The sequence below is a fragment of the Chitinophaga sp. genome (genome assembly GCF_039596155.1).
Taxonomy (GTDB): Bacteria; Bacteroidota; Bacteroidia; order Chitinophagales; family Chitinophagaceae; genus Chitinophaga.
In genome coordinates this window covers 60,045-85,292 of sequence record NZ_JBCNKF010000010.1, presented here as the reverse complement: position 1 = coordinate 85,292, position 25,248 = coordinate 60,045, and the positions used below count along the sequence as shown (strand labels likewise).

Below are 25,248 nucleotides of genomic sequence, written 5' to 3'. Positions count from 1 at the left end.
ATGAAAATTAATCGCAATCATCATATCCTTTTAGCGCTTCTCACCTTGTGTGGTATTACCCTATCATGCAACAAAGCACTGGAGGTAACACCCAAATATATCCTCAATGAAGAGAAGGCTTTCCGAAATGACTCCGTCGCAGCATTGCAGCTGGCAGGCATTTATAGTGAATTTGCCAATAGTGGCACCCTCTCTTATGGTATACACCTCGATCTGTCGTTCATCAGCGATGATATGGAGCCTTTGAGCTACCTGGCAGTCCCCGGTTCCGCCGGCTACGTGCTTTATAACTATCAGCTCCGTCCTATTGACGCACCAACCAACGATTACTGGACTAACTTCTACAGGTACATCTATTACGCGAACAGCATCATAGCAGGTGTAGATGCTTCTACCGGTATGTCTGCCGGCTTTAAAAATCAATGTAAAGGCGAAGCACTGGCCTGGCGTGCTTTCTTCTACTATTACCTCACCTCCTTCTATGGTCCTTTACCTTATGTTACTGATGGAAATTATGCTGTAACCAGTCATTTTACAAGAACCGGTACAGATAGCATACTCACCTATTGTATGACAGACCTGAAATTAGCAGATTCTCTCGTGTCCCAGGATTATCCTACAACAGGTCGGTTCCATTTTAACCGTGCCGCTGTAAATGCATTGCTGGCGAGAGTCGCACTCGCAAAAGGCGATTACCAGGAAGCGATCAATGCCGCCAGCACAATACTCAACGACAGCCGGTATGCCCTGGCTACACTGAATGATATGTTCAATGCATCCAGCAGCGAAACGATTATGCAGTTATGGAATCAATACAATTATTCCCCGGTTGGACAGATAAGTAATAACACCAGTACGACCTATGGCGTCACACATGATAGCAACGGCAGCCTATATAGCGCTTTTGACGAAAATGACGCCCGTAGGGACCGTTTTATTAAACAGGAGGACGATGGAACAGGCACACTGCTTTTTGTCAACAATAAGTATCTGAATAACGGTAATGATGATAATGCCCCGGTGGAATACCTGGTTATGTTCAGATTGGATGAAGTCCTCCTCAACAGGGCAGAAGCCTATGCACGCTTACAGCAAAATGAAGAAGCGCTGGCTGATGCGAATATGCTTCGTCAGAGAGCCGGCATTGACAACCTGCCGTCGTCTCTCAATGGACAGGATCTTACCGATGCGATTATTGAAGAACGACGCAGGGAACTTTGCTTTGAATGGGCTGACAGATGGCTAAGCCTCAAGCGGAATAAAAATATCAATGCGGTACTGGGAACTTTTAAACCAGCTACCTGGAACGAGAAATACATGCTGTTTCCGATCCCACTCAGTGACGTAAAAAATTCATCATTAACTCAAAACCAGGGATACTAAATGAATGGTGCGACCAAAGCAATATATCTACTTCTTCCTGTACTGGCTTGTTTTACCCGGTTACAGGCACAACACACATCCGGTTCATTTTCTATCACAGGAAAGGTGAGCGGAACCAAACAGGATACATTGCTATTTCAACGCTACAGTCCAGGCAATCTTATTATTGACACGGTCCTTGTAGAAAATGCCACCTTTGTGTACAACGGGCAGGTAAATGAACCTGAATTTACCAACGTAAAATTCATGGGAGATAATCACCCAAACAACCATGAATTTTACTTTTTCACAGAAAAAGGCGCCTATAGCCTCGATATCAATGGGAACGACATCAGTCAGTCTGTCGTGAGCGGTGCTGCTACCAACCAGGCATATTTCACTTATCAGCAGGAGAACAAGCCCCTCCTGGATGAGATCTTATCATACACATTCGCTTATCTGGAACTCGAAGATAAGGTCACGCCAGGGTTGTCCACACAGGATACCCTCGCTGTCCTTAACGGCAAAATAGATTCCCTGAATGAGATCCTCTTCAGGAAAGATGAAGATTATATACAACATAATCATCAACATTTCTTCAGCTTATATGTACTGTCTCAGGATATAAAAAATGGCATGGATGCAGAAACTGCTGCCAGGCTATTTAACGGCCTGGATAGTTCACTACAGCAATCAGCAAATGGGGTTAGTGTAAAGTCTGTTATTGACAAATCGCTGCAGTATGCTGTTGGAAAGAAAATTCCTCCACTGGTACTGGCAGATGCCAATAAGCAATCCAGGAATATCATGACCACTATTAAGCAAAATAAATACACGCTAATAGACCTTTGGGCCAGCTGGTGTGTGCCATGCAGACAGGAATTTCCGTTCCTGAAAGAGGCATATGCCCGTTATCATCCAGGTGGATTTGACATCTACGCTATATCGATGGATCTGTTCAGAAATCCCTGGCTGAAAGCGCTGAAAGACCTGCAGCTGCCATGGGTAAATGTGATCAGTAACAACAAACTTCCCCGTTTCTACCAGGTAAATGCCATTCCTTTTAATGTGCTGGTCAATAACAAAGGGGTGATTATAGCAAAGGACCTGCGGGGCGCAAAACTGGATAAAAAGTTAAGGCAATTATTTCAGCAATAATCATTGAGGTATTTAAAACACTACTGCCTGCCGCAAGCATTGTATAATGCGCGCTGACAGGCAGTAGTCATTTTTACCGGTCTTTCTCCGTAAAATTATTTCCCTTCAAGCCCCAATAGGAATGCATACTGCAAAGCCACATCCTCCAAAGGTTTAAACCTTCCCGAAGCTCCACCATGCCCTGCTTCCATATCTGTCTTGAACAATAACAAATGCTTATCCGTCTTCAGCGCTCTTAACTTCGCTACCCACTTAGCCGGTTCCCAATACTGTACCTGTGAATCGTGCAACCCCGTCAACACCAGCATATTCGGATAATCCTGTGCTACCACATTATCATAAGGTGAGTAAGACTTCATGTAATCATAGTACTCCTTATTCTTCGGATTACCCCACTCATCAAACTCCCCTGTTGTCAATGGAATGCTTTCATCCAGCATTGTTGTCACCACATCCACAAACGGCACCTGTGCAATAACGCCGTTCCATAATTTTGGACGCATATTTACCACAGCACCCATCAGCAAACCGCCGGCACTACCGCCCATTGCGTATAAGTGCGCGCTATCCGTATACTTCTGTGCTACTAAGTACTCCGCACAATCAATGAAGTCATAAAAAGTATTCTTCTTCTTAAATAACTTTCCATCTTCATACCACTGTCTGCCCATCTCCTCGCCGCCACGGATATGCGCGATCGCATAGGCAAAGCCTCTATCCAGCAAACTCAACCTGTTGGAACTGAAACCCGGATCAATGCTATGTCCGTAAGATCCATATCCATATAGCAGCAGCGGTCTTTTACCATCTTTCTCAAAGCCTTTCTTATACACAATGGAAATAGGTACTTTCACGCCATCTCTTGCCGTAGCATACAAACGTTCTGTTACATAATTCTTAGGATCATATCCTCCCAGTACTTCCTGTCTTTTCTTCAACTCTTTCGTCTTTGCATCCATGTCATAGTCATAAGTGGAAGATGGCGTGGTCATTGAAGTATATACAAAGCGCAAGGTCTTCGTATCAAATTCAGGATTGATGGAAACACTGGCCACATAAGCAGGTTCATCAAACTGCAGGTAATGTTCCTGATGTGTATGTGTATTGATCACACGCAGCTGGGTCAGACCATTTTTACGCTCGCTCAGTACCATATGCTCTTTGAACAACTCCTGTCCTTCCAGCAATACATCTGCACGATGAGGGATTACCTCTTTCCAGTCCTTAATAGAAGTCTTGTCCAGCGAACATTCCATCAGTCTGAAATTCTTCGCTTCGAAGTTGGTCCTGATATAAAAATGCTGGTCCTGGTGATCTACATCGTACAGCATATCATGCTGACGTGGATAGAAGATCCTTGCATCCGCCAGTGGCTTTGAAGCATCCAGTATCCTGTATTCAGACGACAATGTACTCTCGCTCGCTATGAAGATGAATTGTCCGGATTTACTTCTGTAAGCAAATGTATTGAAGGTCTCATCTTTCTCGTGGAAGATCTCTTTATCTTTTGTGGTCTCAGTACCTACTATGTGCCTGCCAATTCTGTCTGCACGCAGGGTAACCGGGTCTTTCCCCGTATAAAAGAAAGTCTTGTTATCACTGGCCCATGCTACCCCCCCGGTTGTATTCAGGATCGCATCAGGAAGTATTTCCCCTGTTTGCAGGTTCTTGATATGAATAGTATACTGACGGCGGCTCACGGTGTCGACACCGAAAGCTAACCATTGCCCGTCCGGACTTACTGCCATACCACCTACCTGGTAATAATCATGGCCCAGGGCCATTTCGTTAACGTTAAGGGTGATTTCTTCTTTAGCCTCCAGGCTACCTTTCTTGCGGCAATAGATGGGATATTCCTTCCCTTCTACATAACGGGTGTAATAGTAATAACCATCTTTCAGATAAGGCACACTGGCATCTGTTTCCATGATCCTGCCCCTCATCTCCTCGTACAGTTTCTTACGCAGCTGAGCAGCTGGTGCCATCATCGTATCCAGGTATGCATTCTCTGCATTCAGGTATGCAAGGACTTTCGGATCATTTCGATCATTCATCCAGTAGTAGCTATCTATACGGGTATCTCCGTTTATAGTAAGCGCTGTATCCTTCTTCTCCGCTACAGGGGCGGCTATTGTTGTCGTTGATTCTGCTGACATAACTTTCTTTTTTTCCTTACAGGCAAACAGGACCATAGCTGAAACCAGATAAAAAGCAGCGGCTATCCTCATAGGTGGTAATAATTGAGACTACTAAAGTACAAAATTAACCCACCACCACCATCTTCACCGGGTCCCACTTTATAGGGCGTTGCTGAAAATAGCTTTCATTTGTCAGCAAAGCTGGTCCTGCAGCCCGCAATCCAAAGGTAGCATCTTCTACCACATTTGCGCCGGTTCGCACAGATGTATAAAAGTTCGCAAGATGCTCGAAGTGGGAGTTATAGCCCTGAGGTGCCTTAAATGAGCTCTCTCCTTCCTGTACAGGTTGCTGCCGTTGCTCAGGGGTATACTTCTCATTATATTGCTTTACATACGCCTCCTGTGTGGCTTTCGTGAAGGTATTATAAGTATCCCATCCCCCATATCCGGGGGCAGCAGGCAATTTGTGTTTCTTAATTTTAAAATCGTCCCAGCCCAGTTCCAGTACGCCTTCTGTACCTACCAGCCTGGTAAATTCCCCGCCACCGCCACCGTCTGCAAAGTTCACCTGGAGGCTCACCTGGAAACCGGGATAGTCAAAGAGTGCCATTACTACATCCGGTACATCTCTCCCATCATTCCACTGTTTCAGGTTGCCGGTGGCATATATTCTTTGAGGCCCGGGAACGCCTGTCATGAAATGTAAGCCTGAGATAAGGTGTACAAACAGATCTCCCGGAATACCCGTTCCATAGGCCTTATAATTGCGCCAGCGGAAGAAACGGACAGGGTCAAAAGGAATCTTTGCCGTGTCTTTCAGCCAGGTATCAAAATCTACTGTTTCCGGTGAAGCATCCGGGGGAATGGAATACTGCCAGGCACCCAATGCATCGTGGCGGTTCATATGTGCCTCGACCAGCACCAGTTCGCCGATATCGCCTGCCAGGTAGCGCTTTCTGGCTTCGGCAAGCCCTACACTGCTTACACGCTGGCTGCCTACCTGAAATACGGCCTTCGTTCTTGCCTGCGTAGCGATCACCTCATGCCCTTCTGAAATCTGCTGTACCATGGGCTTCTCGCAGTATACCGCCTTTCCTTTCTCCATGGCTGCAATAGAGATAGTATCATGCCAGAAGTCGGGCGTAGCTACAATGATGGCGTCGATGTCTTTTCTTTCCAGCAACTGCCTGTAATCGCGGGTGGTAAATACATTCCTGCCATATACTTCTTTGACCTTATCGAGGTGGCCGGTGTAAAGGTCTGCTACACCTGCCAGCTCTACACCGGGCACGCTGAGAGAATCTTTTACATCAGCAAAGCCCTGGATACCCATGCCGACACAGCCTATACGGATCTTATCGTTGGCAGAGAATCTGGCAAAAGAGGAAAATGGGCCTAAGAGGGCAGCTGTGCCGCCAAGGTTACGTAGGAATGTTCTTCGGGATTGATGAGTCATAACGGAATTTTTTTGGGAACTACAGGAAATTACAAATTATGACTGCAATAAACGACGGGAAAATGGAGGAACGGACAAATGGTATTCATCAAATGAAACCACCAGGGATATTAACAAAAAAGGATGTACCGGAACATCCGATACATCCTTTATATTTTCAATTACGACGATATTACTTACCGTAAGTAAAACCTGCACCAATGAACTCTCTGTTCAGGCGGGCAATGTTAGTCAGAGAAATCTCCTTTGGACATTCTGCCTCACAGGCACCTGTGTTCGTACAGCTACCAAAGCCTTCTTTATCCATCTGAGCCAGCATGTTGAGTACACGTGTTTTTCTCTCAGGCTGTCCCTGTGGTAACAATGCCAGCTGAGACACCTTTGCCGCTACGAACAGCATCGCTGAAGAGTTTTTACACGCAGCCACACAAGCACCACAACCGATACACGCAGCAGCAGCAAATGCCGCATCCGCATCGTCCTTCGGTACAGGAATGTTGTTAGCATCCTGTGCATTACCTGTATTTACAGACACGAAACCACCTGCTTCAATGATACGGTCAAAAGCAGCACGGTGTACGGTCAAATCTTTTACCACCGGGAAAGCACCTGCTCTCCATGGCTCTACAGTAATGGTATCACCATCCTTGAAAGCACGCATGTGCAGCTGACAGGTGGTAGTACCCTGCCATGGACCATGCGCACGGCCATTAATATGCATAGAACACATACCGCAAATACCTTCACGGCAATCGTGGTCGAAAGCAACTGGTTCTTTTCCTTCATTAATGAGGCGCTCATTCAGCACATCGAACATTTCAAGGAATGACATTTCAGAAGAAATCTCACTTACCTGATAAGTTTCAAAATCACCCTTCGCCTCTGAATTTTTCTGTCTCCACACTTTAAGTGTGAGATTCATGTTATAATGTTCCATATCTGGTTGGACTATTATTGTTGTAAATAATCTGGCCGAAGCCAGACATGACCTTATTTATAGTTACGCTGTGTAGGTTTACAAACCTCAAATACCAGCGGCTCTTTGTGCAGCTCGTATTGGTTAGGACCTTTGTATTCCCATGCAGATACGTAAGAGAAGTTTTCATCATCACGTTTTGCTTCACCACCATCTTCCTGGGATTCTTCACGGAAGTGACCACCACATGATTCTCTACGGTTCAGTGCATCGCGACACATCAGCTCACCCAGTTCCAGGAAGTCAGCCACACGGCCAGCTTTTTCCAGTTCAGGGTTGAACTCGTTTAATTCACCTGGAATACGAACGTCGCTCCAGAACTCTTTCTGCAGCGCAATGATCTCATCGATTGCTTCTGTCAGACCTTGTTCATTACGCGCCATACCGCATTTGTCCCACATGATCTTACCCAGTTTCTTGTGGAAGTAGTCAACGGATTTGGTGCCCTTGATACTCATCAGCTTATTCAGGGTGTCCCGTACACTCTTCTCCGCTTCTTCAAAAGCAGGATGTGTAGTAGGGATCGCCTTGGTTCTGATATCGTCTGCCAGGTAGTTGCCCAGGGTATAAGGAATCACGAAGTAACCATCAGCCAGACCCTGCATCAGTGCAGAAGCACCCAGACGGTTGGCACCGTGGTCGGAGAAGTTAGCTTCACCCAATGCATACAGACCTGTTACAGAAGTCATCAGTTCGTAGTCTACCCACAGGCCACCCATGGTATAGTGTACCGCAGGATAAATACGCATTGGCACTTCGTAAGGATTCTCACCGGTGATCTTTGCGTACATATCGAACAGGTTACCATACTTCTCAGCTACCACCTCTTTACCCAGCTTGGTAATCAGTGCAGGAGATGCATCGTGCATCTGACGCTTGTTAGCTTCAATCTTACCATAACGCTCGATTGCAGAAGCGTAATCGAGATATACAGCCTGTTTGGAGCTACCTACACCATAACCGGCATCACATCTTTCTTTTGCTGCACGGGAAGCCACGTCGCGAGGTACGAGGTTACCGAATGCAGGATATCTTCTTTCCAGGTAATAATCCCTTTCCTCTTCAGGGATATCAGCTGGCTTGCGGGTATCGTTTTGTTTCTTAGGCACCCAGATACGACCATCGTTACGCAGTGATTCAGACATCAGTGTCAGTTTGGACTGATGGTCACCGGAAACAGGGATACAGGTCGGGTGAATCTGTGTGTAGCAAGGGTTACCGAAGTAAGCACCTTTCTTCGTAGCCTTCCAGGCAGCGGTTACGTTAGAACCCATCGCATTGGTAGACAGGTAGAATACATTACCATAACCACCGGTACACAGTAATACTGCGTGACCAAAGTGGCGTTCCAGCTTACCGGTGATGAGGTCACGGGCAATGATACCACGTGCTTTACCATCGATCGTTACGATCTCCAGCATTTCGTGACGGGCATACATAGTGACGTTACCTAAAGCCACCTGGCGCTGTAATGCTGAATAAGCACCCAACAGCAGCTGCTGGCCGGTTTGGCCTGCGGCGTAGAAAGTACGCTGTACCTGGGTCCCACCGAATGAACGGTTGCTCAGCATACCACCATACTCACGCGCAAAAGGAACACCTTGTGCCACGCACTGGTCAATGATATTTCCGCTCACTTCTGCCAGACGATGCACATTCGCTTCGCGGGCACGGTAGTCACCACCTTTTACAGTATCGTAAAACAAACGGTAAACAGAGTCACCGTCGTTCTGGTAATTTTTAGCAGCGTTGATACCACCCTGTGCAGCAATACTGTGTGCACGGCGGGCGCTATCCTGGAAACAGAAAGCTTTTACTTTATATCCTAACTCGCCCAGTGAAGCAGCAGCAGATGCCCCTGCGAGACCGGTACCCACAATGATCACTTCCATGTTGCGCTTGTTAGCCGGGTTTACCAGCTTACAATGCCCCTTATATTCTTCCCATTTATGTTCTAATGGTCCGGCAGGAATTTTTGAGTTCAACATATCTCCTTACTTTACTTAATGTTTTAAATAGATAATCACGGGAATAACAGCAAAACCAATAGGAATCAGGATTCCCCATACCCATACACCTAAGAAATTGATCAGGCCATTGTACTTTACATGGTTCAGACCAAAAGTCTGGAAAGCACTCTTAAAGCCATGGATCAGGTGGAAAGACAGGCCAACCATACCGATAACATACAGTATCACCAACCACAGCTGAGTGGTGAACGCCGTGTACACAGTACTGTACAGGTCAGTCATTTCTTTGCCACCGAAATCTCCTTTAGGCAAATCACCATAGTGCATTGCCCACCAGAAATCTTTCAGGTGAATGAGCAGGAACACCAACAGAATACTTCCCATGATCGCCATCTGACGGCTGAACCAGGAAGAAGTCTGATTACCCGGGTTAACTGCATACTTAACCGGACGTGCTTTTCTGTTACTGAAAGTAAGTTGTAATGCAACCCAGAAGTGGATAATTACCGCGACTTTTAAACCCCATGCCACAAGCTGAATCAGTTCGTTGTGGGCCATGAAATCCGCGTAAGTGTTGAAGGCTTCCCCGTTATCATTGAGCAGCAGCTGAAGATTACCTACAAGATGCACAATAACAAAACTACAAAGGAACAGGCCGGTAGCACCCACTAATAATTTTTTACCGATAGAGGTATTAAAAAACTGTGACCACTTCATAAGTAAAATTAGCTTCCTTAAAAGATGATATGATAATTATTCGAATATATCGCGCAAAGTTAAACCGGGAAAAATAAAAACCAAATGATATTTCTCATTTTTCAGGTGGATCAAAACCTCATCGGTGTTCATATCCAATGAGGTAGGTATGCGTGTTCCTTCACCCGGCAGAAGGCCACGTGGAATTTATGAATTACCCGATGCGATCACTACTCCAACCTCCGCATCATCAGGTTATCTATCTCATTGTAAATGTGTTGGGGTTGATAAGGCCGCCATTTCTCGACATCCAGTAAGTGAACATAGTTGTCCAGATGTGCTTTCTCGAACTCCTGTCTGGTCTGCACCGGCATGTTCATCGCTACAATCCACCCACCGTCGTCTTTAATATCATCCCACCACTCCTCATAATAACAATCATCCGAGGAGTGAAAGTTCATTACGTTTTCAGTAATTAACAGAAATTTCCTGATTCCTGTAGCAATCATCACATCAATGATGTCCCGCTTAAGGGTCATAATGTCATTCTCAATAGCATCATTCCACTCGCCCAGCAACTCAATGATGACATAATTGAACTGGTAATCAGCATACAGTACCTTCATATACAGGTTCCTGGAACCAAATTCATCCCACTGGGGGTGAACATAATAATTATATACCGTGTTCGAAAACGTGAATTCACTGTACTCCCTGCCGTAGAAAGGAGAACTCTCGTCCTCTTCCGCAGCATATAAATGGCGCCAGTTATAAAAGGGTTCTATATCGTGCATGGTTATTTTCTGAAATTATTGTTTTCACAAATTTCGCGAAAAAACTGCAATTATCATCTCATCCGGATGCAGGATAAAATGCTATATCTATTTCCTGTATGCTTCCATCGCCTGCTTTACACTCCCCGCCTTCAGCAACAATTCTTTCGCCTGCTCATAGTCGGTAAGGCCCAGCTGCCCCATCAACATCTTCACTCCCCTGTCTACCAGCTTATCATTCGTCAGCTGCATATTCACCATCTTATTGTCCTCTACCCTTCCCAACTGGATCATCACTGCCGTCGAAATCATATTCAGTACCAGCTTCTGTGCAGTGCCACTCTTCATCCTCGTACTACCTGTCACAAATTCAGGTCCTACTACTACTTCAATCGGATAGTCCGCTGCCGCTGAAACCGGTGCACCGGCATTACAACTGATACTCCCTGTCACGATCCCTTCTTCCCGGCATTTATTCAACGCTCCTATTACATAAGGGGTGGTACCACTCGCAGCAATGCCAACTACAACGTCTTTCTCGGTAATATTATGCGCTAAAAGATCCTTCCAGCCCTGCTCTCTGTCATCTTCCGCAAACTCCACCGCCCGGCGTATTGCCGTATCTCCCCCTGCAATCAACCCAATTACCAGCCCAAATGGCACTCCAAATGTAGGGGGGCATTCACTCGCATCCACGATGCCCAATCTGCCGCTGGTACCGGCTCCTATATAAAATAACCGGCCGCCTGCCAGCATTTTATCGGCAATCACCGTAACCAGTTTTTCGACCTGGGGTATTGCTTTCTCTACAGCCTGGGGTACAGTTTTATCCTCTTGGTTGATATTACTCAGGATCTCCTGCACACTCATCTTCTCCAGGTGTCTATAGTGTGAAGGTTGTTCAGTGGTTCTCTGAAAAGACATTTTCGAATTGATAAATTTTAAGATTGATGATACTCCAGCAACCCTTCCATCGGGCTCCGTAATATCCTTCCCAGCTGCAGCTCATACAGCTCACACAGCTCCTGCAGAATATCCCTGAAGTTCCAGGCTATGCTACCAGTGAAGTGCAGCGGATGTGTCCAGCTCTCGCTGTATTTATAAATGTGGTTGAAAAAAAACTCGTTTAGCCCATCCTCCAGGATGTTCTCAATGATATAATGCCCTCTGTTCTCTCCCAGAAAACGCGCAAAACCCGCCAGGTAACGATTAGGCAATGGCTTACGGTAAACATTTTCCAGAATTTCATCATTGGTCGTATTGTACGTAGCTTCAAAACGGGCCTGCAACTCCTCGTCAAAGGATTTGTACAGGTACATCTGCAATAGCTTCTTGCCCAATACAGCACCACTCCCCTCATCGCCCAGTACATAACCCAATCCCGGATTATTCTTTACAATGCGTGTGCCATCGTAAAAACAGGAATTGGATCCTGTACCCAGAATACTGGCTATACCAGGGTTCCTCCCACACAGTGCCCTTGCCGCTCCCATCAGGTCATGATTCACTGTCACTGCCGCCACCGGCCACACAGATTGCAGGGCTGTCTGCACAATCTGCACGCTCTTTGGCTGTAAACAACCGGTACCATAATAAAAAATTTCTGCGATCTGAACGTCAGGAGGCAACTGCGGCAACAGCTCTCTTTCCAGGATTTCCCTGATCTGCTGCGCATTTAAAAAATAAGGGCTGATGCCCTGTGTAGCAAAATGTACTGTTTCATTGCCCCCTGTTAAACACCAATCCGCCTTGGTGGACCCACTATCTGCGATTAGCTTTATTTTCATGACACGCCCGTTAAGGTTTGAGGTTTAGGTGATGATTATTTGTTATTATACTATTTTTGCCCCACAAGTTAAACAAAACAGGATTATATATACTACTGCGGTAAAAATTACCTAAAAATGGCCACAGCGCAGCGGACATTGCCGCAATCTTAATATCGAAGTTTATGTCGAACAGGAAATTGAATGTTTTTTTACCGTTACTTTTAGCCGTTGTACTGGCGTTGGGAATGTATCTGGGCCATAAAATGCCAGGAGCTAACACCGGAGCGCAAACGCTCCTCTTCAGCCGGGTAGACAGGGGACCTTTACAGGAAGTCATGGACCTTCTCAAAGTAAAATACGTGGATACCCTGCAACTGGGCAATCTGCAGCAGGAAGCGATCGAAGGCCTCCTCACCCACCTCGACCCCCACTCTATTTATATCCCCCCTTCCAGTCTGGAAGAAGTAAATGAGGATCTGGACGGCAACTTTCAGGGCATTGGCGTAGAATTTAATATTACGGCCGATACAGTCAATGTGATCTCTATAATCGCGGGCGGCCCCTCTGAAACAGCAGGCGTGCAGACAGGCGATAAGATCATCAAAGTCAACGATAGCCTGGTAGCTGGCAATCATATTACCAGCGACAAAATCCGCCAGCTGCTGCGCGGTCCGAAAGGATCCAAAGTAACAGTCACCATGATGCGTAATCATAAACTGCTACCGATAGAGATCACCAGAGGTATTATTCCACTGTACAGCGTTGACGCCAGCTATATGGCCACCCCGGAGATCGGTTATATTAAAATAAGTAAGTTCAGCAACACCACCTTCGATGAATTCATGGCTGCCTTGCGTAAACTGGAAAAGCAGCACATGACGAAACTCGTGATCGACCTGCGCCAGAATCCAGGTGGCTATCTTGATGCCGCTACCCGCATTGCAGACGAACTGCTGGATGATAATAAGCTCATCCTTTATACAAAAGGTAAGAGCTATCCCCGTACCGACTACAAATGCGAGAAACCCGGCCTGTTCGAAAAAGGTGCTTTAGCCATCCTCACAGACGAAGGTTCCGCCAGCGCCAGCGAAATCCTGGCAGGTGCCGTGCAGGACTGGGACCGCGGTACGATCATTGGCCGCCGCACCTTCGGTAAGGGCCTCGTGCAGGAACAATTTGACCTGAGCAACGGTGGCGCATTACGCCTTACTGTAGCACGTTACTACACCCCTTCCGGCAGAAGTATCCAGAAGTCTTACGCAAATGGTCGTGAAGCTTATGAAGAAGACATCCTGAACAGATTCAACCACGGTGAATTTGTAAACCAGGATAGCATTAAAGTAATGGATACGGTGAAATACAAAACTTCCAAAGGGAAAGTCGTATACGGCGGCGGAGGCATCACTCCCGATATATTCATCCCGTTTGATACCAGCCGGTTCTCCCCGGTGATCTCAAGTATGTATTCACGCAGTGCATTCAGTAATTTCGTTTATCAATATTATATCAATCACAAAGAGGAATTCAAACAATATAAAGATGCCTCACAGTTCGTGAACCAGTACCAGCTTCCAGCCAGTATCATGAGCGCCTTCAGGAGCTATGCCGAACGTGATAGTATCAAGGGTTTGAGTGGATTGAAACCACATGATGAAGTTGAAATTCAAAATCGTTTAAAGGCAATTCTGGCCAGACAGATCTGGAGTTATGAAGGATATTGGGAATCCCTGAACCAGAATGATGAAATGATGAAGAAAGCGATCGATGTGCTGAACAAAGAAACAAACGAATAACAACCCACGCGAATAAATAAAGAGGTAAACTCAAAAGTAAATCTAACCGCTCTTATGCGGTTACCTGAATACAGGGAATTTCGTACAAACGATTCCCCACACATTCAGTTTACTTTTGAGTTTACCTCTTTTCTTTTATAGGCATCCCCTAAAAACAAAAACGCCTTCCTGCAGGGCAGGAAGGCTAAATTCTTAGTAAAACCTTAGTCTTACTTAGCAGCAGCAGCAGTGTCAGCAACTGGAGCAGCAGCAGAAGAGTCAGCAACTGCAGCAGTAGTATCCTGAGCAACTGGAGCAACAGCAGCGGTATCAGCTGGAGCTGTAGCAGTAGAATCCTGAGTTGTAGAAGAACCACCGTTACATGCAACGAAGAACATACCAGCAGCAACTGCTAAAAAGAATAATTTTTTCATGCTTTGATAATTTTAAAGATGGGCAAAGGTATATAGTTATTTTTAATTATAAAACACTTTCACCCATATTTTATTAAAAAACGATCGCTATTTCTTACGGAAAAACAATTTAATCGGAACACCCTGGAAGTCAAAATGCGTACGTAGCTGATTCTCAAGATAATTACGATATGGTGTTTTTACATCATCTGGCAGGTTACAGAAAAATGCAAATGCCGGTGTATAAGTAGGCAACTGTGTCACATACTTAATTTTGATAGGAATACCCCTTACTACCGGAGGATGGAATGACTCAATCGCCTTCAGCATCACTTCATTCAGCTTGGAAGTCTGTACTTTACGCTGACGGTTTTCGTATACGCGCAACCCTTCTTCTATTGCCTTGAAAATACGTTGCTTCTCGTGTACAGAAGTAAAGATGATCGGCACATCATTGAATGGTGCTAATCTTTCTTTCAGTTGCTTTTCGTAATCACGCGCAGTGTTGGTCTTCTTTTCTTCAATCAGATCCCACTTATTCACCAGGATCACCAAAGCCTTACCTTTACGCGCTGCCAGACTAAAGATGTTCAGATCCTGCTGGGTAATACCATTCACTGCATCCAGCAGTAACAGGCATACATCTGCTTCATCCATCGCCTTGATCGCACGGATCACGGAATAGAATTCCAGGTCTTCATGTACTTTCGTTTTACGACGTAAACCAGCAGTATCGATCAGGATGAAATCCTTCTGGAACATTTTGTAATGCGTATGAATGGTATCTCTGGTAGTACCAGGAATATCAGACACGATGTTGCGTTCCTCACCGATCAATGCATTCAACAATGAAGATTTACCTACGTTTGGCTGACCAATGATGGCAATCTTGGGTATTTCTTTTTTCTCCTCATCTGCTGCATTCTCCTCTTCTTCAGGTATCAGCTCTACTACCGCATCGAGCAACTCACCACTTCCGCTACCACTCATAGACGATAAAAAGAATACTCTCTCGAAACCAAGACTATAAAACTCGGTTGCCTCCAGCATACGGTTGTTGTTATCTACTTTGTTGACAACAAGGAAAACCGGCTTGGAAGAGCGACGCAACAACTCCGCCATACTATCATCAAGATCCGTAATACCAGTCGCAGCATCACACATGAAGAGCAACACGTTTGCTTCATCCATTGCAATTTTTACCTGCTTGCGGATCTCACGCTCAAATACATCATCACTACCGTGTACAAAACCACCGGTATCAATTACGTTAAAAGACTTGCCATTCCAGTCGGCTACACCGTACTGTCTGTCTCTCGTTACGCCACTCACGTCATCCACAATGGCTTTGCGCTGTTCCAGCAAACGGTTGAACAGGGTAGACTTACCCACATTAGGACGACCGACAATTGCTACTGTAAATCCAGCCATAATATTTAAAAATTACTAAACTTAAAACTTATACTTTTCTGCGAACACAGTATCATCTATCTGTACCAGCTATCAGAAGGCTTCATGGCAAAAGAGGTTTCGCTTACACGCTAATCTCCATTCTGGTCTGGCACCTGCATACAAACATCAATACCCGTACTCCTTCAAATAAAGATCATTATCTCTCCACTTACCTCTCACCTTCACAAACAACTCCAGGAACACCTTCTGCCCTATAAACTTCTCTATCTCCTCACGCGCCATAGTGCCCAGCTTACGAATACCACTTCCTTTATCTCCCAGTATTATCCCCTTCTGCGTATCTCTCGTCACGATAATTTCTGCAGAGATCTTTACCAATGTCGTCTTCTCCTGGTACTGCGTCACCACTACCGCCGTGTGATAAGGAATTTCTTCTTCATACAGATGAAATATCTTCTCCCTGATCATTTCTGCGACAAAGAAACGGGTAGACTTATCTGTTAAAGTATCTTCAGGATAAAAAGGATCACTCTCCGGCAGCAGTGCAACGATCTGTTTCAACAGTGCATCCACGCCTTTATGCTGCAACGCAGAGATCGTGATCACCGGCGCCTTTCCCCACTCTTCACATTGCTTTACCACTTCCTCCAGTTTCTCCTTCTCCATCACATCCATCTTGTTGATCACAAGCAAACACTTTGCTTTCAATCGCAGGGAGTCAAAGAGCGCAAGATTCTCCGCCACATTATCTCTTGCATCCATCAGCAACATAGCCACGTCTGCATCTTCCAGCGCAGACTTAACAGCGCCCATCATTTTTTCGTGTAACCGGTAACGCGGATCTATAATGCCAGGCGTATCAGAAAAAACGATCTGATAATCTGCCGTGGTAACAATCCCCGTAATACGGTGTCTGGTAGTTTGTACTTTCGGCGAAACAATAGCGAGCTTTTCGCCTATGAGTGCGTTCATCAGGGTACTTTTCCCTGCATTTGCCTTACCGAAAATATTTACAAACCCTGCTTTATGCATGTAATAATAATTCTATTCTAATTTCCTAAATTGCCACAAATAAAAAAAGCCGAATTGCTCGGCTCTTTTCTGAATGCTATAAAAAAATCCCGACCTAGCCGGGACTTCGTTTGTAGCGAGGAGGGGATTCGAACCTCTGACCTTCGGGTTATGAGCCCGACGAGCTACCTCTGCTCTACCTCGCAATGAGATTGCAAAGATAGACAAAGATTCCTCCCTGCCAAATCTTTTTTGAAAAAAAACCGCTTTATTTCCAGGCACCTAAACAGATTGATGCGCTAGAGACCAGTACTATAAAGGATTTAAAAGCAACCTTTTCTATAAAAAAAAGTTAACAAAAAGTTTTTCTTTCAGCATACACATCACTAAAAAACTCACTCCTGCTGATGGCAAAAGTGAGTTTTTAAGATTCATAGAAATGAAAATATCAATGAATTGCCGACATCACGCAGGGATAAAGAACAGACCTATAGACGAAACGTATCCCTTATAAAAAAGGAAATTCATTAAAAAGGCAAATCATTTCTGACTCCATCTTCCTCCCCATTTCTTTCACTCACATTATCCTCACTCCCCTCTTTTTTATTTCTCCCACTTCCTCCACTTACAACTTTTCCACCTCTCACACTTCCACTTTTACCTCGTCTCTTATCTCCGCCATTCCCCATGTCATCATGGTCAACTTTGTCGTCTGCTACCTCAATTGCTGCGACCTCCTCCAACTGCACCTCGCTCCCCTCTTCCTCTCCATCGGCTACCACTCCCGCGATACCCGTTCCCAACACACCTCTTGCACCGGGCAGCAATGCCAGCTCCATCACGATCATGTTCACCCCGGCCAGGACCTCCCCCTGCCGGCCCGCATACCCCTTAAACATTGGCCGGCCTTCTACATATACCAACGTCCCCTTCCTTAAATACGGCGCCAGGTTCTCCCGCCCCCATACAGAACAATTAATCCAGGTCGTACGCTCCTGGACCTCTCCATTTGAATTCCTATACTGTTCGTTTTGTGCTACACTGAAAGACAGCACAGATTTCCCATTGATGACTTTTTTCAAAGCATCATGCCCCAGATGGCCAATGACCGAAAGTCTGATCATGCAATTACAAATTGATGGTTAACAATAAAAAATAAACGTGTGAAATCTTTCCAGGGGGGATAATATATATGCTATTCTAATTTAACGATTTTCTTTCATTTTAAAAAAAAATCTCGTTTTTAACGAACCACATTATACCTTTGTGCCGGAATCCGGTATGTACAACCGTACATTTTCAAAACCACCAACCGGCTTCACCTCGGGGTGCCTTACTATCAGGCTGAGATCAGACCCGTTGAACCTGATCAGGTAATGCTGATTAGGAAAGGTAAGTGAATCAATTCTTCCTTACCCACATATGGCAAGCTGCACGCACATGCGTAGCAGATAACTTAATGCTACCCTCGAACCGTAGCTTTTTTAAACTAATGCGTCCATGAGACAATTTTTACTGCTATGGCTGTTGTTCGCCACAGTCTCGGTTCATGCACAAACTGTGCTGACCGGTATAGTCACTGACAAGAAAACCGGCCGCCCCCTCGAAGGCGTGTCTGTTAGCATCCTTTCTGCCGACAATACCGGCGCTTACTCTAATGTGAACGGGGTTTACCGCATTTTACTCCCCTCACAGGGCACTTTTACCGTCAAGGCCACCTACCTGGGCTTTCAACCTCTCACCACTTCCATTCAGACAAATGGCCTCCGTACTAATGCCGACCTGCAACTGGAAGAAACAGGACTTTTCGTTCAACCCGTTGAGATCACCAGCCTCCGCGTTGGCCAGCATGCCCCCTTCACCCAGTCTACCATCACCGCCGACGAGATCAAAAAGCAAAACCTGGGTCAGGACCTGCCAATACTGCTCAACCAAATGCCGGGTGTAGTCACCAACTCCGATGCCGGTACTGGTATCGGCTATACCAGCATGCGTGTAAGAGGTACAGACATTACCCGTATCAACGTAACTAACAACGGGATTCCGGTAAATGACGCCGAATCACAGGGTACCTATTTTGTAGATATGCCCGATCTCGCCTCCAGCGTGAGCAGCATTCAATTACAACGCGGTGTCGGCACTTCTACCAATGGAGCCGGCGCTTTTGGTGCTTCTCTCAACATCAGTACCAACGACTACAGGGAAAAAGCATATGGTGAGATCTATAGCAGCTTCGGCTCTTTCAATTCCTGGAAGAACACCGTCAAAGCTGGTACCGGCCTCATTAACGGCCATTTTACAGTAGATGCACGCCTCTCAAAAATCACCTCCGATGGCTATATAGACCGTGCCAGCTCTAACCTGAAATCCTTCTATACCTCTGCTGCCTATATCTCTAAAAACACCGCCATCAGGCTGAATATCTCATCTGGTACGGAAAAAACTTACCAGGCATGGAACGGCGTGCCTTTTGACTCACTGGCTACCCACCGTACCTATAACTCCGCCGGACAAAAATCCGATGGCTCTTACTATAAAAACGAAACTGATAATTACCAGATGGATAACTACCAGTTATTCCTGAACCAGGTGATCAGCAATAAACTCAACTTTACAGTAGCAGCTCACTATACCAAAGGAAAAGGGTATTATGAGCAATACAAAGAAGCACAGGCTTACAGCGCCTATGGCCTTACAAACCCTGTCATCAATGGCGCTGAAGTAACCAGCACTGACCTCATTCGCCAGCTATGGCTGGACAATGATTTCTATGGTAGCATCTTCTCTGTCAATTACCAGGGAAACAGGTTCTCCTGGAGCATCGGCGGTGGCTGGAACCGTTACGAAGGCAATCACAATGGCCAGATCATCTGGGCACAATATGCCATCGATAAAGACCACAAATATTACGACCTCGATGCCATGAAGCGGGATGCCAATATTTACTGGAAAGGTGAATACAAAGTAACCAATGCCCTCCGTGTATTTGCGGATCTGCAATACCGTGATGTGAAATACAATATCGATGGCTTTGAAGATAATCCGACCCTCATCCAGCATAACAAATACAAGTTCTTCAATCCCAAAGCAGGTATCACTTATTCTATCAACGAGCAGCAGGATGTATATGCCTCCTTCGCTGTGGGGAACAAAGAACCTAACCGCGACGACTTTGAAGCTGCTAAACAGCAAACACCCAAAGCTGAATCACTGCGTGATGTAGAAGCAGGTTACACCCTGCGTAAACACGACCTCGTATTACAGGCAAATGTTTACTACATGAACTACAAAAATCAGCTGGTACAAACCGGTAAACTGAATAACGTAGGTGCTTATACCCGTACCAATATTCCTAAAAGCTACCGGGCAGGTATCGAGTTGCAGGGTACCCGGCGACTGGGCCGCTTCTTCAGCATTGGCCTGAATGCTGCACTCAGCCAGAATAAAGTGAAAGACTTCGTCAGCTATGTGGACAACTGGGATACCGGCGGTCAGGATACCCTCGTTTCCCGCAGCAGCAACATTGCCTTCTCTCCTGCTTTTGTAGGTGGGTATACTTTGACGGCAAAGCCGGTTAAACACCTGGAGCTCAGCTTACTGGGCAAGTATGTAAGCCGTCAGTACCTGGATAACACCGGGGAGAAAGAACGTAGCCTGGATGGCTATTATACCAATGATCTGCGGATTAATTATATCGTACCACAAAAACTCTTCAGGGAACTGGGCATACAGTTCATGTTAAACAATATCTGGAACGCTATGTATAGCCCTAATGGCTATACATATATACACAGGGAAAACGGACAGTTAATTTCGACAAACGGGTATTACCCGATGGCTGGCAGGAATTTCTTCGCCGGCATAAACATCGGATTCTAATCAGGTATCGATTAGGATTAAAATCTAAAAATGGCTGCTGGCCTGTTTTGTATTGTATGCCAAAAGATAGCGGCCGATTGCCCGATCTGAATGGAGCCACCAGCCACAAACGCTTCTGCATAGGGCAGAAGCGTTTTTTTTATATCTTCGCCCTGACCCTAAATTTTAACTATATGTCAATTAAAGAACTGATGAAAACAAGATGGTCTGTCGAGCATGATAGAATTACCATCTACCCCTACGGTTGGTACTTTGTCGTAAGCGTTATCATGGCCGTACTTTTTATTGGATTTGCCGTCGCTGTTTATGTACTGGAGCCCTATAGCCTTGGTACGGTCATGCCTATCCTGCTGCCATTTTTCTTAGTCATGATCGCATTGTTCTTTGCAGGTGGATACACCCATATTGTCTTTGACAATAACAATTTTACCATGACGAAACGCTGGATGGGAATAGTCCCTGTGGTCACCAAATCCTTTGATCAGCTACATGGTGTCAATGTAATGAGGCAATCGACCGGTGGGTTTAACTTCAGGATCTATCCAAGGAACGATAAATTCGGGAAAGGCGTGGCGATCTCCTCCTATTACAACAAAGACACTCATCCCAATTGTGTGGCATTTACAACGGAAGTCATTCCCCTGATACACAAGTACCTGGACATGAATAGTCCACTGCCTGTACAACAGGAGATCATTACCGAATACATCTACTTTACGGAGAGTAACGGCGTATACACCTACAAACAGCGCAGGTTAACCATGGTTATATTCTTCGTGGCCTGCCTGGCACTGGGTATTCACGAACTAACCCCATACGCATTCAGTTTGGATAAAGGCGATGCATTCCACATTGCCATGATAGCCGGCCCTTTGCTGTTTGCACTGGTCTTCCTGAATGCGCTGTTCATGACAATCACATTCGATACTAAAACCAGGATGGTGGAAAAAAAGAGCCCTGCCAGGATAGGCAACCTGAAAATGCCGTTTGAGTACTTTCAGAATTTTCACATGATCAGGAAGACAACGAATGGCGCTTATGCTGGTACAGAAGTACACATGATTTTTCACGAGCCGGGTGCGAAGAATACAAAAAGTATGATGATCCGGCAGGTGCAGAATACCAGGAAGATCGACAGGCTGGTAGAAGAGATAAAAAACATTATGCGATAATAAAAAAGGGGTGGATACATATCCACCCCTTGATATAAAATCGGTTAGTAAGTTTATTTAGTCAATGCCGCAATCGCAGCATCCACTTTTACAAAGTTAAAACCTTTCAACACATCTTCCATCATTTTATTTATTTCCGCTGTACCCGGGTTACCAATACTCCCCTCATGTGTATGTTGAACAGCTTTTTCCGGTGCAAACACGCCTTTCTCTATATCCAGTCCCACCTGCTTGTAAGCCTCTCTGAAAGGCACTCCTTCCAGCACCAGCTTATTCACCACTTCCACACTAAACAAATACTGGTACTTCGCATCATCCAGGATGTTCTCCTTAATACGAATATTTGACAGCATCAATCCAGTCATCTTAATACAATCTTTTAAGACCCCAAATGCAGGAAACAGGTTTTCCTTCAGCAACTGCAAATCCCGGTGATAACCTACCGGTAAATTGGTGATCATCATCGCAATCTCATTTGGCAAAGCCTGTAACTTATTGCAATGGGAACGGATCAGCTCCCACACATCCGGATTCTTCTTGTGTGGCATGATACTGCTGCCAGTCGTCAGCTCATCAGGGAAACTGATAAAGCCAAAGTTCTGGTTCATAAACAGGGTTGCATCCATCGCCATCTTAGCCAATGAAGCGGCAATTCCTGCCAGTGCAAAGGACACGATTTTTTCCGTTTTACCACGACCCATCTGCGCATACACCACATTGTAGTTCAGATCATCAAAACCTAACAACTGCGTAGTCAGCGTACGGTTCAATGGAAATGATGATCCATATCCTGCAGCGGAACCCAATGGATTTTTGTTCACTACCTTGTAAGCACCCTGCAACATCGTCAGGTCATCTACCAGGCTTTCTGCATACGCACCGAACCAAAGTCCAAAAGAAGACGGCATCGCAATCTGCAGGTGTGTATACCCCGGCATCAGGCGATCCCTGTACTCCTCACTCTTCTGCTGCAGCAGATCGAACAGGCTTTTTACTTCCTGTACCAATGCCTGTAACTCTGCACGCAGAAATAGTTTCAGGTCTACCAGCACCTGGTCATTCCTGGAACGTCCGCTATGGATCTTCTTGCCCACCTCACCCAAACGGCGGGTCAGCAGCAATTCTACCTGGGAGTGGATATCCTCTACCCCGTCTTCCAGTACAAAGTTGCCTTCCTGTATCTCTTTATAAATTTGTTTCAATTCCTTTTGCAACACAGCCAATTCTTCTGCTGTAAGCAGGCCAATCGTCTGCAGCATGGTCGTATGCGCCAGTGACCCGAGCACATCGAAAGGCGCGAGAAAAGCATCCATTTCACGGTCTTTACCTACCGTGAATTTATCTACTTCAGCAAGGGCTGCTTTGTCTTTTTGCCAGATTTTCATTTCCAATTAGTTTTTAATAATCTCTTCCAACAATGATATATAACTGTCTATTCCCTGCCTGACTTCATCCACAAATATGAACTCATCAGCCGTATGTGATCTTGCTGAATCCCCAGGTCCCATTTTAATGGAGGTGGCAGGGATCAATGCCTGATCGGATGTAGTAGGTGAACCATAACAGGTTTTCCCTAACCGCACCCCTGCCTGCACAAACGGGTGATCCAGCGGAATGCCCGAAGGGCGCATACGAATGGAACGTGGCTTCACTTCACACTGTACATTCGCCTGGATAATCTCCAGGACCTCTTCCAGCGTATATTGTTCTGTTACCCGCACATCTACTACAAACGATACATCTGCCGGCACCACATTGTGCGCCTTGTTCGATGTATTGATCACCGTCACACTCATCTTCACCGGCCCCAGTGTTTCCGATACTTTCGGATATTGATAGGTACGAAACCATTCAATATCCGGCAGCGCCTTGTAAAGGGCATTTTCGCCCTCATTCCTGGCCGCATGACCCGCTTTCCCATACACGGTGCAATCCAGTACCATCAGCCCTTTTTCGGCTATCGCCAGCTGCGTCTGTGTAGGTTCTCCTACAATGGCGAACTCGATGGCCGGCAACTGGTCGAGTATACTCTCAATACCATTGTGACCACTTATTTCTTCCTCGGCAGTAGCCGTGAGAATGATATTATATTTCAGATCCTGCCGATCATAAAAATGCAGGAATGTAGCGATCAGGCTCACCAGGCAACCACCTGCATCATTGCTGCCCAATCCATACAATTTGCCATCCTCAATATCCGGGGAGAACGGAGGACGGGTATATTGCGGGTTCGGTTTTACGGTATCGTGATGGGAGTTGAATACGATCACTGGTTTAGCAGGATCGAAGTATTTATTCTGCGCCCAGATGTTATTCAGATGCTGGTTGAAAGGAATGCCCCTCGCTGCCAGGAATTCACCGATCAGCTTCGCAGTATCCTGCTCTTCCCTGCTCAGTGAAGGCGTTGCGATCAGCGACTTTAACAGTTCAACAGCATCGGTATACAGTTGTTGGTTCCACATAGGTTAGCGTATTAAGGTGCCAGCTACGGTGTCAGAGGTATTACTCAGCACATCGTCTGCATGGCCTATCAGCACTTCATTTACGCCACTCTCGATAGCAGCAAATGCGTTGTTCAGTTTTGGCAGGATGCCATCTGTCAGCACACCGTCTGCCAGCAGCTCGTTATAGATCTGGCGGTCGATCAGGTTAATGACTGCATGGTCGTCATTCGCATCGTGCAGTACCCCTTTCTTTTCAAAACAATAGATCAGTCTGACGTTATATATTTTCGACATTGCAATCGCCAGTGCAGCTGCAATCGTATCCGCATTCGTATTCAGGATCTGTCCCTTGCCATCGTGCGTCAGGGAAGCAAATACCGGTGTCAGATCTGCTTCCAGCAATGCTTTCAGCGGCGCTGCCTGTACCTGGTCGTTGTTGATGTCTCCTACAAATCCGTAGTCTATCTCTTTTACAGGTCGTTTTACAGCAGGGATAATGTTGGCGTCAGCACCAGTCATACCAATCGCATTGCAACCATTAGCCTGCAATTTAGCGACCAGCTGTTTGTTGACTAAACCACCATACACCATGGTCACTACATCAATTGTATCCGCATCCGTAATACGGCGTCCATCTACATATTTCGATTCGATACCCAGCTTGTCACCTATCCTCGTTGCTATCTTACCTCCACCGTGTATCAGTATTTTCTTACCCTGAATGGCTGAGAATTTCTGTAAAAAAGTATCCAGTAAAGCAGGGTTGTCGATGACGTTACCGCCGACTTTAATGACAAAGAGATCGATCATATCTTATTTAAAAATTGGGAGGCATCCCTTGCGGGG

The 25,248-nt window shown here is 45.8% G+C and carries 20 protein-coding genes, 1 tRNA gene and 1 riboswitch; of the genes, 5 read left to right on the top strand and 16 right to left on the bottom strand.

Features of this window, described 5'->3' with window-relative positions; translation table 11 throughout:
- Together ABDW33_RS12030 and ABDW33_RS12025 are read left to right on the top strand one after the other, a co-directional pair.
- A complete protein-coding gene (locus ABDW33_RS12030) occupies positions 1–1,383 on the top strand; it encodes a RagB/SusD family nutrient uptake outer membrane protein (protein ID WP_343690311.1) in 1,383 nt (460 codons plus the stop codon).
- The gene (locus ABDW33_RS12025) at positions 1,384–2,520 is read left to right on the top strand and encodes a TlpA disulfide reductase family protein (protein ID WP_343690310.1); all 1,137 of its coding nucleotides are present in this window, start codon (positions 1,384–1,386) and stop codon (positions 2,518–2,520) included.
- Between the two features lie 95 nt (positions 2,521–2,615).
- On the opposite strand, the gene ABDW33_RS12020 is transcribed toward ABDW33_RS12025, so the two are convergent.
- From ABDW33_RS12020 to ABDW33_RS11985, 8 genes are all read right to left on the bottom strand, one after another.
- Positions 2,616–4,676 carry a S9 family peptidase gene (locus tag ABDW33_RS12020; protein WP_343690309.1) on the bottom strand — a complete coding sequence of 687 codons (2,061 nt, stop codon included), beginning with the start codon at positions 4,674–4,676 and terminating at the stop codon, positions 2,616–2,618.
- Between the two features lie 106 nt (positions 4,677–4,782).
- Positions 4,783–6,114, bottom strand: a complete 1,332-nt coding sequence (locus tag ABDW33_RS12015; protein ID WP_343690308.1) for a Gfo/Idh/MocA family oxidoreductase — start codon at positions 6,112–6,114, stop codon at positions 4,783–4,785.
- Positions 6,115–6,286: 172 nt separating this feature from the next.
- Positions 6,287–7,051: a succinate dehydrogenase/fumarate reductase iron-sulfur subunit gene (locus ABDW33_RS12010; protein WP_343690307.1), complete on the bottom strand. Its 765-nt coding sequence runs from the start codon at positions 7,049–7,051 to the stop codon at positions 6,287–6,289.
- A 53-nt stretch (positions 7,052–7,104) separates the two neighbouring features.
- A complete protein-coding gene (locus ABDW33_RS12005; RefSeq protein WP_343690306.1) occupies positions 7,105–9,078 on the bottom strand; it encodes a fumarate reductase/succinate dehydrogenase flavoprotein subunit in 1,974 nt (657 codons plus the stop codon).
- A 15-nt stretch (positions 9,079–9,093) separates the two neighbouring features.
- Positions 9,094–9,777 carry a succinate dehydrogenase cytochrome b subunit gene (locus ABDW33_RS12000; protein WP_343690305.1) on the bottom strand — a complete coding sequence of 228 codons (684 nt, stop codon included), beginning with the start codon at positions 9,775–9,777 and terminating at the stop codon, positions 9,094–9,096.
- 209 nt (positions 9,778–9,986) lie between these two features.
- Positions 9,987–10,550, bottom strand: coding sequence for a hypothetical protein (locus ABDW33_RS11995; protein WP_343690304.1), 564 nt, complete (start codon positions 10,548–10,550; stop codon positions 9,987–9,989).
- A gap of 87 nt (positions 10,551–10,637) precedes the next feature.
- A complete protein-coding gene (gene murQ / locus ABDW33_RS11990; protein WP_343690303.1) occupies positions 10,638–11,453 on the bottom strand; it encodes an N-acetylmuramic acid 6-phosphate etherase in 816 nt (271 codons plus the stop codon).
- 17 nt (positions 11,454–11,470) lie between these two features.
- Positions 11,471–12,316 carry an N-acetylglucosamine kinase gene (locus ABDW33_RS11985; RefSeq protein WP_343690302.1) on the bottom strand — a complete coding sequence of 282 codons (846 nt, stop codon included), beginning with the start codon at positions 12,314–12,316 and terminating at the stop codon, positions 11,471–11,473.
- 164 nt (positions 12,317–12,480) lie between these two features.
- Here ABDW33_RS11985 and ABDW33_RS11980 point away from each other — a divergent pair, with 164 nt between their 5' ends.
- On the top strand, positions 12,481–14,091 hold the full coding sequence (locus ABDW33_RS11980; protein ID WP_343690301.1) for a S41 family peptidase: 1,611 nt from the start codon (positions 12,481–12,483) through the stop codon (positions 14,089–14,091).
- 209 nt (positions 14,092–14,300) lie between these two features.
- Here the strand turns inward: ABDW33_RS11980 and ABDW33_RS11975 are convergent, their stop codons facing one another.
- The 5 genes from ABDW33_RS11975 to ssb form a co-directional block, all read right to left on the bottom strand.
- Positions 14,301–14,504, bottom strand: a complete 204-nt coding sequence (locus tag ABDW33_RS11975; RefSeq protein WP_343690300.1) for a hypothetical protein — start codon at positions 14,502–14,504, stop codon at positions 14,301–14,303.
- An 87-nt stretch (positions 14,505–14,591) separates the two neighbouring features.
- A complete protein-coding gene (gene der / locus ABDW33_RS11970) occupies positions 14,592–15,914 on the bottom strand; it encodes a ribosome biogenesis GTPase Der (RefSeq protein WP_343690299.1) in 1,323 nt (440 codons plus the stop codon).
- Positions 15,915–16,061: 147 nt separating this feature from the next.
- A complete protein-coding gene (gene era, locus ABDW33_RS11965; RefSeq protein ID WP_343690298.1) occupies positions 16,062–16,928 on the bottom strand; it encodes a GTPase Era in 867 nt (288 codons plus the stop codon).
- Between the two features lie 113 nt (positions 16,929–17,041).
- Positions 17,042–17,113: transfer RNA gene (locus ABDW33_RS11960), tRNA-Met, on the bottom strand.
- Between the two features lie 321 nt (positions 17,114–17,434).
- A complete protein-coding gene (ssb, locus tag ABDW33_RS11955; RefSeq protein ID WP_343690297.1) occupies positions 17,435–18,031 on the bottom strand; it encodes a single-stranded DNA-binding protein in 597 nt (198 codons plus the stop codon).
- A 190-nt stretch (positions 18,032–18,221) separates the two neighbouring features.
- Positions 18,222–18,314, top strand: a riboswitch (TPP riboswitch).
- 93 nt (positions 18,315–18,407) lie between these two features.
- Between ssb and ABDW33_RS11950 the strand changes: the two genes are divergently transcribed.
- Both ABDW33_RS11950 and ABDW33_RS11945 read left to right on the top strand, forming a co-directional pair.
- Complete coding sequence (locus ABDW33_RS11950) at positions 18,408–20,786, top strand: TonB-dependent receptor (protein WP_343690296.1); 2,379 nt, start codon at positions 18,408–18,410, stop codon at positions 20,784–20,786.
- Between the two features lie 173 nt (positions 20,787–20,959).
- The gene (locus ABDW33_RS11945) at positions 20,960–21,958 is read left to right on the top strand and encodes a hypothetical protein (RefSeq protein WP_343690295.1); all 999 of its coding nucleotides are present in this window, start codon (positions 20,960–20,962) and stop codon (positions 21,956–21,958) included.
- A gap of 53 nt (positions 21,959–22,011) precedes the next feature.
- Here ABDW33_RS11945 and argH read toward each other — a convergent pair whose 3' ends face one another.
- Genes argH through argB form a run of 3 tightly spaced genes read right to left on the bottom strand, consistent with a single transcriptional unit; the run spans position 22,012 to position 25,212 of the window.
- Positions 22,012–23,343 carry an argininosuccinate lyase gene (gene argH / locus ABDW33_RS11940; protein WP_343690294.1) on the bottom strand — a complete coding sequence of 444 codons (1,332 nt, stop codon included), beginning with the start codon at positions 23,341–23,343 and terminating at the stop codon, positions 22,012–22,014.
- A 6-nt stretch (positions 23,344–23,349) separates the two neighbouring features.
- Positions 23,350–24,420: a M20 family metallo-hydrolase gene (locus ABDW33_RS11935; RefSeq protein WP_343690293.1), complete on the bottom strand. Its 1,071-nt coding sequence runs from the start codon at positions 24,418–24,420 to the stop codon at positions 23,350–23,352.
- A 3-nt stretch (positions 24,421–24,423) separates the two neighbouring features.
- The gene (argB, locus tag ABDW33_RS11930; RefSeq protein ID WP_343690292.1) at positions 24,424–25,212 is read right to left on the bottom strand and encodes an acetylglutamate kinase; all 789 of its coding nucleotides are present in this window, start codon (positions 25,210–25,212) and stop codon (positions 24,424–24,426) included.
- Positions 25,213–25,248 lie beyond the last annotated feature (36 nt).

What these genes read in the sequence shown, in the direction of transcription:
- ABDW33_RS12030 (WP_343690311.1), top strand. Translation starts at nt 1, where the DNA reads ATGAAAATTAATCGCAATCATCATATCCTTTTAGCGCTTCTCACCTTG.
- ABDW33_RS12025 (WP_343690310.1), top strand. Translation starts at nt 1,384, where the DNA reads ATGAATGGTGCGACCAAAGCAATATATCTACTTCTTCCTGTACTGGCT.
- ABDW33_RS12020 (WP_343690309.1), bottom strand. Translation starts at nt 4,676, where the DNA reads ATGTCAGCAGAATCAACGACAACAATAGCCGCCCCTGTAGCGGAGAAG.
- ABDW33_RS12015 (WP_343690308.1), bottom strand. Translation starts at nt 6,114, where the DNA reads ATGACTCATCAATCCCGAAGAACATTCCTACGTAACCTTGGCGGCACA.
- ABDW33_RS12010 (WP_343690307.1), bottom strand. Translation starts at nt 7,051, where the DNA reads ATGGAACATTATAACATGAATCTCACACTTAAAGTGTGGAGACAGAAA.
- ABDW33_RS12005 (WP_343690306.1), bottom strand. Translation starts at nt 9,078, where the DNA reads ATGTTGAACTCAAAAATTCCTGCCGGACCATTAGAACATAAATGGGAA.
- ABDW33_RS12000 (WP_343690305.1), bottom strand. Translation starts at nt 9,777, where the DNA reads ATGAAGTGGTCACAGTTTTTTAATACCTCTATCGGTAAAAAATTATTA.
- ABDW33_RS11995 (WP_343690304.1), bottom strand. Translation starts at nt 10,550, where the DNA reads ATGCACGATATAGAACCCTTTTATAACTGGCGCCATTTATATGCTGCG.
- murQ (WP_343690303.1), bottom strand. Translation starts at nt 11,453, where the DNA reads ATGTCTTTTCAGAGAACCACTGAACAACCTTCACACTATAGACACCTG.
- ABDW33_RS11985 (WP_343690302.1), bottom strand. Translation starts at nt 12,316, where the DNA reads ATGAAAATAAAGCTAATCGCAGATAGTGGGTCCACCAAGGCGGATTGG.
- ABDW33_RS11980 (WP_343690301.1), top strand. Translation starts at nt 12,481, where the DNA reads ATGTCGAACAGGAAATTGAATGTTTTTTTACCGTTACTTTTAGCCGTT.
- ABDW33_RS11975 (WP_343690300.1), bottom strand. Translation starts at nt 14,504, where the DNA reads ATGAAAAAATTATTCTTTTTAGCAGTTGCTGCTGGTATGTTCTTCGTT.
- der (WP_343690299.1), bottom strand. Translation starts at nt 15,914, where the DNA reads ATGGCTGGATTTACAGTAGCAATTGTCGGTCGTCCTAATGTGGGTAAG.
- era (WP_343690298.1), bottom strand. Translation starts at nt 16,928, where the DNA reads ATGCATAAAGCAGGGTTTGTAAATATTTTCGGTAAGGCAAATGCAGGG.
- ssb (WP_343690297.1), bottom strand. Translation starts at nt 18,031, where the DNA reads ATGATCAGACTTTCGGTCATTGGCCATCTGGGGCATGATGCTTTGAAA.
- ABDW33_RS11950 (WP_343690296.1), top strand. Translation starts at nt 18,408, where the DNA reads ATGAGACAATTTTTACTGCTATGGCTGTTGTTCGCCACAGTCTCGGTT.
- ABDW33_RS11945 (WP_343690295.1), top strand. Translation starts at nt 20,960, where the DNA reads ATGTCAATTAAAGAACTGATGAAAACAAGATGGTCTGTCGAGCATGAT.
- argH (WP_343690294.1), bottom strand. Translation starts at nt 23,343, where the DNA reads ATGAAAATCTGGCAAAAAGACAAAGCAGCCCTTGCTGAAGTAGATAAA.
- ABDW33_RS11935 (WP_343690293.1), bottom strand. Translation starts at nt 24,420, where the DNA reads ATGTGGAACCAACAACTGTATACCGATGCTGTTGAACTGTTAAAGTCG.
- argB (WP_343690292.1), bottom strand. Translation starts at nt 25,212, where the DNA reads ATGATCGATCTCTTTGTCATTAAAGTCGGCGGTAACGTCATCGACAAC.